Consider the following 11,888-nt stretch of genomic DNA (forward strand, 5'->3'; position numbering starts at 1 on the left):
ATCAGCGAGACAATCATGCAGGACCTGAACGATCTGCTCTACTTCGCCAAAGTGGTTGAGCACGGCGGCTTCATGGCCGCCGGCCGCGTGCTGGGCATCCCCAAATCCCGGCTGTCCCGTCGCGTGGCGGAGCTGGAGCAGCGGCTGGGCGTGCGCCTGCTGCAAAGAACCACCCGCCGCCTGTCGCTGACCGAGATCGGCCAGCAGTACTACCAACACTGTCAGGCGATGCTGGAGGAAGCCGAAGCCGCCGACGAGGCCATCGCCCGCAGCAGCGCCGAGCCGCGCGGCCTGATCAAGGTCAGCTGTCCGGAACTGCTGTCCAAGACCCTGCTGGCCCCGGCCCTGCCCCGCTTCATGGCCCGCCACCCGCTGCTGCGGGTGCAGCTGGATTCCAGCAACCGGCGCGTGGACCTGATAGAAGAAGGAGTGGACGTGGCCATCCGCGTGCGCAATGTGATCGAGGACAGCGCCAATCTGGTGGTGCGCCGGCTGGCCACCGCCCAGACCTCCCTGGTGGCCAGCCCGGCCTTGCTGGCCGAGCGCCCGGCCCCCAGGCATCCGGCCGACATGGCCGGCTGGCCGGCCTTGACCATGAGCCGGCCCGACGGCCGCGGCCAATGGGCCTTGCTGGATCAGGCCGGCCACGCCTACACCGTGCAGATAGACAGCCCCCGGCTGATGACTGACGATCTGATCGTGCTGCGCGACGCCGCCATCGCCGGCCTGGGCGTGGCCGCGCTGCCGGAACTGGTCTGCCACGAGGCGCTGCAGGCCGGCCAGCTGGTGCGGCTGCTGCCGGACTACGACATTCCCTGGGGCATTCTGCACGCCGCCTTCCCCACCCGCCGCGGCCTGCTGCCGGCGGTGCGCGCCTTCATCGATTTCCTCGCCACCGAGCTGATTCCGCCGGACCACCCGGTCTATCAAGTCGCGCCTTAAAGGACGAGACAAGGCGAAAACTAGCGAAGAAGCGGAAGGTAGGCGCGGCGCATGAGCATTTTGAGGATGTTTCCAACGCCGTATCGCCGAAGCGCAGCAGACATTGCCAGACTCTTACAGATCATAGGATAAGGGCACTGGCACGCCGTCCAGCGGCTGCGGCCGGGGCCCGCCGGCTTGCGGCCGGATGTCGAAATCGAAGATGTCCGTCGGCAGCCACAGCGTGGCGCAGGCGTTGGGCACGTCCACCACCCCGCTGACATGCCCCTGCACCGGCGCGCAGCCGAGAATGCTGTAGGCCTGGGCGCGCGAATAGCCGAACTTGCCCAGATAGTCGATGGCGTTCAGGCAGGCCTGACGATAAGCCACTTGCACATCCAGATAGTGTTGGCCGCCATGCTCGTCCACCGACACGCCCTCGAAAATCAGGTAATCGCCGTGACGCGGCGCCAGCGGGCTGGGCTGGAACACCGGATTGCGGATGCCGTAGGCCGCCACCCCGCCCTTGATCAGATCCACCTTCAGATGCGCCCAACCCGCCATCTCGATGGCGCCGCAAAAGGTGATCTCCCCGTCGCCCTGGCTGAAGTGCAGATCGCCCACCGACAGGCCGGCGCCGTCGACATAGACCGGCAGAAACACGCGGGCGCCGCGCGACAAGTCCTTGATGTCGCAATTGCCGCCATGCTCGCGCGGCGGCACCGTGCGCGCCGCCTCCTCCGCCGCGCGCCGCGCCGTCTCGCCGCCCAAGCGCCCCATATGCGCGCTGGGCGCGAAAGGCAGATGCGCCACCGCGCGCGGATTCTCGCGCAGCAATTCGGCCTCGCGCCGGTTCCACTCCTCCAGCAACGGCCGGCTGGGCAGGCAGCCTATCAGGCCGGGATGGATCAGCCCGGCGAAACGGACGCCGGGAATATGGCGGCTGCGGGCGTAAAGCCCCTGGAAATCCCATATCGTCTTTTGCGCGTGCGGAAAATGCTCGCTGAGAAAACCGCCGCCGTTGCTGCGCGAGAAAATGCCGTTGAAACCCCATTGCCGCTCCGGCAAGGCGCCGATGTCCAGCAAATCCACCACCAGCAAGTCGCCGGGCTGCGCGCCGGCCACGCCCACCGGGCCGGACAGAAAATGCACGGCGCTCAGATCCAGGTCGCGGATGTCCTCGGCGCAATCGTCGTTGCGCACCTGGCCGCCGGTCCAGTCGTAGCACTCCAGCACGAAGTCGTCGCCGGGCAGCACCCAGCAGGCCATGGGAATGTCAGGATGCCAGCGGTTGTGGATCTGCGGATTGTCGTAAGGGGATTGATCGAGATCGATCTTGATCAGGGTAGTCGTCATGGCGCTTGCTCCGGCACGGTCGGGACCACGCGGGCCCCGCTTGCGAAAGTCCGCAACCGGCCGCCGCCGGCTGTGGCCCGTCCCCGCGCCGGCGACGCTGACGCCGCGGCGATCCGCGGCCTGCGCCGCGTGTTTTTGCGTATCGCCGGCGCCGCCCGACAGGCAGCGCCGGCCATCTTGAACAAGCTCTTAAGAGCCTGTTCCAAGTCTCGCGGGCAAAAGCGAGACAAGGCGAAAACGAGCGAAAAAGCGGAATACGCTCGTGGCACATCAGCGTTTCGAAGCGGTACCCACCGTGAGACGTCTCGCCAAGCGCAGCAGATCGTAAACAGACTCTTAGCCAGCGGCCTTGTCGGACATCTGCTCCAAACAGCCCAAGGCCCGCGCCGCCAACGGAACCAGCCCGCTTGCCGCGCCGGCGCTCCGCCAATGCGTCAGCAGGCCTGCGCGCATCGCCGGCGTCCAGAAACGCCGCAGATGCTGGGCGACCTCGGCCGCCGCGTCCTCCCCCTGCGCGTCCTCGAAGAAGCGCGCGATCTCGTTGATCATCTTCACCAGCGGCTCCGGCCTCATTCCGTCTGGCTCCCCGTCCGCCGTCCGGCGGCCAGCAGTCTTTGCTGCTCGTCGCCGAAACCATGGAAACAGCGCTGCCACTCCGACGGCCGCGCGGTCTTCCTCACCTCCACCGCGGTGACCTTGTACTCCGGACAGTTGGTGGCCCAATCCGAGTTGTCGGTGGTCACCACATTGGCGCCGGACTCCGGATGATGGAAGGTGGTGTACACCACCCCCGGCGCCACCCGTTCGGTCACTTTGGCGCGCAAGGCGGTGTCGCCGGCGCGGCTGTGCACCGCCACCCAGTCGCCGTCGACGACGCCCCTCGCCTCGGCGTCGACCGGATGGATTTCCAGCCTGTCTTCGGCGTGCCAAAGCCGGTTTTCGGTGCGCCGGGTCTGCGCGCCGACATTGTACTGACTGAGAATCCGCCCGATGGTCAGCAAGAGCGGGAAACGCTTGCCCGCCCGCTCCGAAGTCGCCACATAGCGGGTGACGACGAAGCGCCCCAGGCCGCGGGAGAAACGGTCGACGTGCATCACCGGCGTGCCCTCGGGCGCCGCCTCGTTGCACGGCCATTGCAGGCTGCCCAGCCGGTCCAGCTTGGCGTAGCTGACCCCGGCGAAGCTGGGCGTCAGCCGCGCGATCTCGTCCATGATTTCCGACGGGTGCGCATAAGCCATCGGATAGCCCAGCGCCGCCGCCAGCGCCGCGGTCACCTCCCAGTCCGCCATGCCGGCCAGCGGACGCATCGCCCGGCGCACCCGCGAGATGCGCCGCTCGGCATTGGTGAAGGTGCCGTCCTTTTCCAGGAAGGAGCTGCCGGGCAGAAACACATGGGCGTATTTGGCGGTTTCGTTCAAAAACAGGTCCTGCACCACCACGCACTCCATCGCCGTCAGCGCGGCGGCCACGTGCTGGGTGTTGGGGTCGCTCTGCGCGATGTCCTCGCCCTGGCAGTACAAGCCCTTGAAACCGCCGTCCAGCGCCGCGTCCAGCATATTGGGAATCCGCAGCCCCGGCTCCGGCTGCAAGTCCACGCCCCAGTCCGCCTCGAAGCGCGCGCGCACCGCGTCGTCGGACACATGGCGGTAGCCGGGCAGTTCGTGCGGGAAAGAGCCCATGTCGCAGGAGCCCTGCACATTGTTCTGGCCGCGCAGCGGGTTGACGCCGACGCCGGCGCGGCCAAGATTGCCGGTGGCCATGGCCAGATTGGCGATGGCCATCACCGCGGTGCTGCCCTGGCTGTGTTCGGTGACGCCCAGGCCGTAGTAGATGGCGGCGTTGCCGCCGCCCGCGTACAGCCGCGCCGCCTCGCGGATCAGCGCCGCCGGCACCCCGCTGGTCTCGGCGACGCGCTCCGGCGCATTGTCCGCTTCTGCCGCGAAGTCGCGCCAGAGCCGGAAGGCCTCGGCCTCGCAGCGCTGGGCGATGAAGTCTTGATCCAACAGGTTTTCGCTCACCAGCACATGGGCCAGCGCGTTGAGCACGGCCACATTGCTGCCGGGCCGCAAGGCCAGATGCAGCGCCGGCGCCGCGTGCGGCGAATCGGCCAGATCGATGCGGCGCGGGTCGATGACGATCAGCCGCGCGCCCTCGCGCAGCCGTCGCCGCAGCAGCGAGCCGAACACCGGGTGGGCGTCGCTGGGATTGGCGCCTATCACCAGGATCACGTCGGCGCTCAGCACCGAATCGAAATCCTGGGTGCCGGCGGATTCGCCCAGAGTCTGCTTGAGGCCGTAGCCGGTGGGCGAGTGGCAGACGCGGGCGCAGGTGTCGATATTGTTGTTGCCGAAGGCGGCGCGCACCAGCTTCTGCACCAGATAGGTTTCCTCATTGGTGCAGCGGCTGGAGCTGATGCCGCCGACGGCGTCGCGGCCGTAGCGCGTCTGCAGGCGGCGGAACTCGCCGGCCACATGCTCCAGCGCCTGTTCCCAGCTCACCTCCCGCCAGGGCTCGTGGATGCCGGCGCGCAGCATGGGTTTGACGATGCGGTCCGGATGGGTGGCGTAGCCCCAGGCGAAGCGGCCCTTGACGCAGGAATGGCCGTGATTGGCGCGGCCGTCCCGGTCCGGCGTCATTCTCACCACGCGCTCGCCCTTGAGTTCGGCGCGGAAGCCGCAGCCCACGCCGCAATAAGCGCAGGTGGTCGCCACGCTGCGCTCCGGCTGCCCCTGCGCGACCACGCTTTTCTCCACCAGCGTGGCGGTGGGACAGGCTTGCACGCAGGCGCCGCAGGACACGCATTCCGAGCCGAGGAAGTCCGCGCCGCCGGCGGCGCGGACGCGGGAATCGAAACCGCGGCCGACGATGCTCAGCGCGAAAGTCCCCTGGGTTTCCTCGCAGGCGCGCACGCAGCGGTTGCAGACGATGCATTTGGCCGGGTCGTAATCGAAATAAGGATTGGACTCATCCTTGGCATCGGCCAGATGATTGGCCCCGGCCAGACCGTAGCGCACTTCGCGCAGTCCCACCTGGCCGGCCACGGTCTGCAGTTCGCAATCGCCGTTGGCGGCGCAGCCCAGGCAATCCAGCGGGTGGTCGGACACATAGAGTTCCATCACGCCGCGCCGCAGCCTGGCCAAGGCCTCGCTCTGCGTGCGCACCGCCATGCCCGCGCTCACCGGCGTGGTGCAGGCGGCCGGATAGCCGCGCTGGCCGTCTATTTCCACCAGGCACATGCGACAGGAGCCGAACGGCTCCAGGCTGTCGGTGGCGCACAGCCTGGGCAGGCGCGCGCCCTGCAGCGCGGCGGCGCGCAGCACCGAGGTGCCGGCCGGCACGGTGATCTCGACGCCGTCTATGCTCAGGCTCACCGGCGCGCCCTCGCGCGCCGGCGTGCCCAGGTCCGCCGTCGGGACCGGCTTGGGGTCAAACTGGCAGCTCATGGCGCGTCCTCCTCGACGATGGCCGGGTCCAGGCCGAAATCCGCGGGGAAACCCCGCGCCGCGCTCAACACCGGCAAGGGCGTCAAACCGCCCAGCGCGCACAGCGAACCGTGCCGCATGGTCTCGCACAAATCCCGCAGCAGGGTCCAATGCCGGCGCCGCTCCGCGGCGTCGCCGGCCGCCAACAGCCGGTCCATCACCTCCACGCCGCGGGTGGAGCCGATGCGACAGGGCGTGCACTTGCCGCAAGACTCCTCGGCGCAAAACCGCATGGCGAAACGCGCCATCCGCGCCATGTCGACGCTGTCGTCGCACACCACCACGCCGCCGTGGCCGAGCATGGCGCCGACGGCGGCGAAAGCCTCGTAGTCCAGCGCGGTGTCGAACTGCGCCGGGCTCAGCCAGGCGCCCAGCGGCCCGCCCACCTGCGCCGCCTTGACCGGCCGGCCGCTGGCGCAGCCGCCGCCGTAGTCCTCGATCAACTCGCGCAGGCTCAGGCCGAAGCCGCGCTCCACCAGGCCGCCGCGCCGCACATTGCCGGCCAGCTGAAACGCCATGGTGCCGCGCGAGCGGCCCACCCCGAAATCGCGGTAGTACGGCGCGCCGCGGGCCAGGATGGTGGGCACCGAGGCCAGGGTCAACACGTTGTGCACCAGGGTGGGACGGCCGAACAGGCCGCTGAGCGCGGGCAGCGGCGGCTTGGCCCGGACTTCGCCGCGCCGGCCCTCCAGCGATTCCAGCATGGCTGTTTCTTCGCCGCAGATATACGCGCCCGCGCCCAGGCGCAGCTCCAGTTCCAGCTCGCGGCCGCTGCCTTGCAGATCGGGCCCCAAATAGCCGCGCCGGCGGGCGATCTCCAACGCCCGCCGCAGCGTCTCCGCCGCCGCGGCGTATTCGGAGCGGACATAGAGGTAGCCGCGGGTCGCCCCCACCGCCAGCGCCGCGATAGTCATGCCCTCGATCAACAAAAAGGGGTCGCCCTCCATCAGCATGCGGTCGGCGAAGCTGCCGGAATCGCCCTCGTCGGCGTTGCACACCACGTATTTGCCGTCCGCCGCCGCCTCGCGCACCGTGCGCCATTTGACGCCGGCGGGAAAGGCCGCGCCGCCGCGGCCGCGCAGGCCGGATTCCAGCACGCAGTCCAGCGTGCCCTCGCCGCCCAGTTCCAGCGCGTGGGCCAGGCCGCGATAGCCGCCGTGGTCCAGATAATCGTCCAGCGACAAGGGACGGGTCAGCCCGGCGCGCGCGAACAACAGCCGCTGCTGGCCGGCCAGATAGGGCAGGCGCTCCAGCAAGCCCAGCGCCAGCGGATGCTGGCCGTCCGCCTCCAGCACGGCGCTCAGCACGCTGTCCGCCTGCGCCGCCGTCAAGGGCCCGAAGCCGACGCGGCCTTGCGGCGTGTCCATTTCCAGCAAGGGCTCCAGCCAGTACAGGCCGCGCGAACTATTGCGCCGGATGTCCACTTCCAGGCCGCGTCGCGCCGCCGCCTCGGCCAGCGCCCGCGCGGTCCGGTCCGCGCCCAGCGCCCGCGCCGCGGAATCACAGGGTAGATGGAAGGTCAGCATGCGCCGCCCTCCTCCAGACAGCCGGCCAGCAAGGCGTCCAACATGGCGGCGTCGATCCGCGCGTGCAATTCGCCGTCCAGCAGCAAGGCCGGCGCGCAGGCGCAGGCGCCCAGACAGTACACCGGCCGCAGTTCCAGGCCGCCGTCGGCGCTGCGGCCGGCGTCGTCCAGGCCGGTGCGCGCCCGCAGCCTTTGCGCCAGCGCCTCTGAACCCATGCTCTGACAGGCCTCCGCCCGGCATAGCCGCAGCTCATGGCGCGCCGGCGGCTCGTCGCGGAAATCGTGGTAGAAGCTGAGCACGCCGCGCACTTCGGCGCGGCTCAGGCGGAAGGCGCGGGCGATGTCCGGCGTCGCGGCGTCCGGCACATGGCCCAACTCGTCCTGCACGGCGTGCAGCAAGGGCAGCAAACCGCCCGGCTGCGTTTGATGATCCGATACCAGCGCGGCGATGCGCGCCTGTTGTTCCGCGGTCAAGGACATGGCGATTCCCAGTGAGTGCAAGCAGGCCCCCGCTTCGCTTACCTGATCTGCTCGGCCAAACGCAGCAGCCAAGCCGAATTATAGGTTTGCCGCGCATCGGGGCCGACCTCGTCCCATACTTTGAGGCTGTAAAGCTTTTGCCGGCTGGCCCAGCTCAGCTCGGACACCGGCTTGCCGGAGGGCGTGCTCCTGAGCTGAAAACGGGCCGGATGGCCCCGCACGCTCATATTCATGTCTTCCCGCAGCGCCAGCACGCCGCCGCCGTCGGCGACGAAATCCCATTCGCTCAACACCAGCAACACGCCGTCGGGCCGGGTGAACACCCAGTCGAAGCTGCTCCAGGGCCCGCGCCGGTTCGGCCCCTGCGGCACGATGCCTTCAAGGCGGTAAGCGCTCAACTCGCTGGCGCTGATGTCGCTGAGCCGGGATTTAGCATGCGCCCGAATCGCCTCGGGGTTCAAGTGGCGGTTCCGGCAGGCGCCGGAGAGCAGCGCGGCTTCGTCCTCCGGCGGAGAGACGTCTCTCGTCAAGGACGTTGACGGCAGCCCGGGACCCAGGCTCGCCCTGGGCGCCACAATGCGCTGCCTCGGCGCGATGCCGCCGGGCAGCGGGCTGGTCGCGGACGCATCCCAAGCCTGCGCGTCCAGGACCAGGCCGCCCATGCCCAGCCAACAGAGTAGGCTAGCGCAACTGCCCATGCGGATCGATGACGAATTTCTTCGGCGCGCCGCCGTCGAACTCGGCGTAGCCCCTGGGCGCGTTGTCCAGGCTGATGATCTCCACGCCCACCACTTCGGCGATGGGGATGCGGTCCCACAGAATCGCCTGCATCAACGCGCGGTTGTACTTCATCACCGGAGTCTGGCCGGTGAAGAAGCTGTGCGACTTGGCCCAGCCCAGGCCAAAGCGCACCGACAGGCTGCCCTGCTTGGCCGCCTCGTCCACCGCGCCGGGGTCGTCGGTCACGTAGAGCCCGGGAATGCCGATGCGCCCGGCCTCGCGCGTCACTTCCATCAAGGCGTTGAGCACGGTGGCCGGCGCCTCCTGCCGCGAGGCGGCGTGGCCGTGGCCGCGCGCCTCGAAACCGACGGCGTCGATCGCGCAATCCACCTCCGGAACGCCCAGGATGGCGGCGATCTGCTCGCCCAGCGTCGCGTCCTGCGACAGATCCGCGGTTTCAAAGCCGACGGCGCGGGCATGGGCCAGCCGCGCCGGATTGACGTCGCCGACGATGACCACCGCCGCGCCCAGCAAGCGCGCGGAAGCCGCCGCCGCCAAGCCCACCGGACCCGCGCCGGCCACGTAGACCGTGCTGCCCGGCCCCACGCCGGCCGACACCGCGCCGTGATAGCCGGTGGGCAGGATGTCGGATAAGCAGGTCAGGTCTCGGATCTTGGCCAGCGCCTGATCCCGGTCCGGAAATTTCAGCAGGTTGAAGTCGGCGTAAGGCACCATCACGTATTCCGCCTGGCCGCCCACCCAGCCGCCCATGTCGACGTAGCCGTAAGCGCCGCCGGCCCGCGCCGGGTTCACCGACAGGCACACGCCGGTATCCTGCTCCTTGCAGCAGCGGCAGCGTCCGCACGCCACATTGAACGGCACCGACACCAGATCGCCGATGCGCAGCGTTTCCACATCGCCGCCCGTCTCTATCACCTCGCCGGTGATTTCATGCCCCAGCACCAGACCGGCCGGCGCCGTGGTGCGGCCGCGCACCATATGCTGGTCCGAGCCGCAGATATTGGTGCTCAGCACCTTGAGAATGACGCCGTGGCCGAGCTTGCGCCCGGCCGGGGACGCCAGTTCCGGAAAGGGTATGGAGCGCACTTCCACCTGGCCCGGCGCCAGGTACACCACTCCGCGATTGCCTGTCATCATCGTCTCCTCGCTGCCGCGCCGGCGGATACCGGCGACATCAGCTCCCGATGCTAGGAAAGAAAGCGACGCCGGCCTTGAGTCAAAGCGACCCCTTTGCGATCAAACGCGCCACGATCGTAAACAGGTTCTCAGCGCGCCAGCGCCTGGCCGACGACGCTCAGCCCAGGCCGGCCGTCGAAGGTGTCCACTCCCGCCAGCCAGCTCGTCAGCACCGCCGGGTTCTTTTTCAAATACTCCCGCGCCGCCACCTCCGGCCTGATCTTGTCCATGATCGGCCCCATCACCCGGTTTTCCATATCGGTGCTGAAGCGCAGATTGCGCAGCAAGCGGCCGACATTGGCGCAACGCGCTTCGTAATCCGGCGGCAGCGCGGTGAAGACCCTGGCCGCGCCGAAATTGGGGCCGAACACCGCGTCGCCGCCGGACAGATAGCGCAGCTTGTGCCTGACGTTCATCGGGTGCGGCTCCCAGGCCAGGAATACCATCCATTTCTTCCGCCGCTCGGCGCGTTCCAGTTCGGCCAGCATGCCGGCCTCGCTGGACTCCACCAGCTTGAAGCCGCCCAAGCCGTACTGTTGCTTGCGGATCATGTCGTCGATCAGGCGGTTGCCGTCGTTGCCGGCTTCAATGCCGTAGATCTTGCCGTCCAGCTGCGCCTTGAAACGGGCAATGTCCTTGAAATCCCGCAGGCCGGCGGCGGCCACGTAGTCCGGCACCGCCAGCGTGTATTTGGCCCCGCTCAGATTGGGCTCGGTCAGCACCTTGATTTGGCCCGCTTTCAGATAGGGTTCGATCAGCGGCGTCATCGACGGGCTCCAATACCCGAGGAACACGTCGATCTGCCGGCTCTTGAGCCCGGAGAAGGCGATGGGCACCGAGGCCATGGTCACGCTGGGGCGGTAGCCCAGCGCCTCCAACACCACGCTGGCCATGCCGGTGGTGGCCGCGATGTCGGTCCAGCCGACATCGGCGAAACGCACATTGCGGCAGGCGGCCGGCTCCCGTGCCGCCGCGCTGCCGGCGATGGCCAGCAGCAGCGCCGCGGACATTGCTTTGAATCGATTCATCCCTTCCTCCCGGGCAGCGATGATGGCGAGAGTCCGCCCGGCGGCCGCTGCCGCGCCGCCCATTAGGTTTCCAGCACCCGTTCAAGGTCTCGCGAGCCGGAACGAGACAAGGCGCGGCCGGCCTTGAACAGGCGTTCAGGCGATGGCCCCGGCCGCCACCAGGTATTGCTGCCGCTCGCGGCTGGGCGGGTAGCCGAACAGCCCGCGGTAGGACTTGGAAAAATGCGAGGAGGACAGGAAGCCGCAGGCCACGGTGACTTCCATCACGCTCATATTGGTTTGCAGCAGCAGTTCGCGCGCCCGGCGCAGGCGCAGGTCCAGATAGTATTGCGCCGGCGTGGTGCTCAGATAACGCTTGAACAAGCGCTCCAGATGGCGCAGCGACACGCCCAGCTCCGCCGCCAGATGTTCCAGCGAGCGCGGGTTCTCGATATTGCTCTCCATCGACAAGGCGGCGTCCAGCAAGGCCTCGTGCCCGGTGCCGATGCGCGCCAGCAGCGGGATGTGCTGGCGGTCGCCGTCGTCACGCAGCCGGTCCACGATGAATTGCACCGAGACGTCGGCCGCCAGGCTCTTGCCGCCCTTGTGGCGGATCAGATGGCACATGAAATCCAGCGGCGCGGTGCCGCCGCTACAGGTGAAGCGGTCCCGGTCCAGCACAAACAGGTCCGAGGTGAAGCGGGTGCGGGGGAATTCCTCGCTGATGGACAGCAGGTTTTCCCAATGGATGGCGCAGCGGTAGCCGTTCAGCACCCCGGCCCGGGCCAGCGCGAAGGTGCCGGTGCAGATCGATCCCAGCGGCACGCCCTGGGCGGCGAAGCGGCGGATCAGCGCCTGCACCTTGTCGGTGGCCGCCTCGCGCACCTGGCAGCCGCCGCAGACGATGAGCATGTCGTACTGCTGCGGAGGGCCCGGCGCGGAGATCGGCGACAGGCTCAGGCCGTTGCTGGCGCTGACCGGCTCGCCGTCCGCCGACAGCAGGCTCCAGCGGTACAGCTTCTTGCGCGACAGGTAGTTGGCCATGCGCAACGGCTCCACCGCGTTGGAGAACGCGATCATTGAAAACCGGTCCAGCAGCAAAAAGGCGATATGCGACAACGAGGCGATCTGTTGCGGTCCCATCACGACCTCCAATGTGTGCGTTGCAAGAATTGTTGTTCTGCTCCGAAGCGGTTCGCA

The 11,888-nt window shown here is 68.5% G+C and carries 10 protein-coding genes; 1 reads left to right on the top strand and 9 read right to left on the bottom strand.

Annotated features, from left to right (window positions below):
* Positions 1 to 15 precede the first annotated feature (15 nt).
* On the top strand, positions 16 to 942 hold the full coding sequence (locus DB032_RS10770) for a LysR substrate-binding domain-containing protein (RefSeq protein ID WP_107799482.1): 927 nt from the start codon (positions 16 to 18) through the stop codon (positions 940 to 942).
* A gap of 114 nt (positions 943 to 1,056) precedes the next feature.
* Here DB032_RS10770 and fmdA read toward each other — a convergent pair whose 3' ends face one another.
* From fmdA to DB032_RS10815, 9 genes are all read right to left on the bottom strand, one after another.
* The gene (gene fmdA, locus DB032_RS10775) at positions 1,057 to 2,277 is read right to left on the bottom strand and encodes a formamidase (protein WP_107799483.1); all 1,221 of its coding nucleotides are present in this window, start codon (positions 2,275 to 2,277) and stop codon (positions 1,057 to 1,059) included.
* Between the two features lie 336 nt (positions 2,278 to 2,613).
* Positions 2,614 to 2,850, bottom strand: coding sequence for a formate dehydrogenase subunit delta (locus DB032_RS10780; protein ID WP_107799484.1), 237 nt, complete (start codon positions 2,848 to 2,850; stop codon positions 2,614 to 2,616).
* The gene (gene fdhF / locus DB032_RS10785; RefSeq protein WP_107799485.1) at positions 2,847 to 5,720 is read right to left on the bottom strand and encodes a formate dehydrogenase subunit alpha; all 2,874 of its coding nucleotides are present in this window, start codon (positions 5,718 to 5,720) and stop codon (positions 2,847 to 2,849) included. The genes DB032_RS10780 and fdhF overlap by 4 nt, the downstream gene beginning before the upstream one ends.
* Positions 5,717 to 7,285 carry an NADH-quinone oxidoreductase subunit NuoF gene (locus DB032_RS10790; protein WP_107799486.1) on the bottom strand — a complete coding sequence of 523 codons (1,569 nt, stop codon included), beginning with the start codon at positions 7,283 to 7,285 and terminating at the stop codon, positions 5,717 to 5,719. Before DB032_RS10790 ends, fdhF begins: the two co-directional genes overlap by 4 nt.
* The gene (locus tag DB032_RS10795) at positions 7,279 to 7,764 is read right to left on the bottom strand and encodes a formate dehydrogenase subunit gamma (protein ID WP_107799487.1); all 486 of its coding nucleotides are present in this window, start codon (positions 7,762 to 7,764) and stop codon (positions 7,279 to 7,281) included. Before DB032_RS10795 ends, DB032_RS10790 begins: the two co-directional genes overlap by 7 nt.
* A 38-nt stretch (positions 7,765 to 7,802) precedes the next feature.
* Positions 7,803 to 8,294, bottom strand: coding sequence for a hypothetical protein (locus DB032_RS10800; protein WP_146176646.1), 492 nt, complete (start codon positions 8,292 to 8,294; stop codon positions 7,803 to 7,805).
* Between the two features lie 151 nt (positions 8,295 to 8,445).
* Entirely contained in the window at positions 8,446 to 9,639 is a 1,194-nt protein-coding gene (gene fdhA, locus DB032_RS10805) for a formaldehyde dehydrogenase, glutathione-independent (protein WP_107799489.1), read from the bottom strand.
* A gap of 131 nt (positions 9,640 to 9,770) precedes the next feature.
* Positions 9,771 to 10,709 carry a choline ABC transporter substrate-binding protein gene (locus DB032_RS10810; RefSeq protein WP_107801816.1) on the bottom strand — a complete coding sequence of 313 codons (939 nt, stop codon included), beginning with the start codon at positions 10,707 to 10,709 and terminating at the stop codon, positions 9,771 to 9,773.
* 135 nt (positions 10,710 to 10,844) lie between these two features.
* On the bottom strand, positions 10,845 to 11,831 hold the full coding sequence (locus DB032_RS10815; RefSeq protein WP_107799490.1) for a GlxA family transcriptional regulator: 987 nt from the start codon (positions 11,829 to 11,831) through the stop codon (positions 10,845 to 10,847).
* Positions 11,832 to 11,888: the final 57 nt, after the last annotated feature.

The organism is Chromobacterium sp. Panama, assembly GCF_003052555.1.
Taxonomy (GTDB): domain Bacteria; phylum Pseudomonadota; class Gammaproteobacteria; order Burkholderiales; family Chromobacteriaceae; genus Chromobacterium.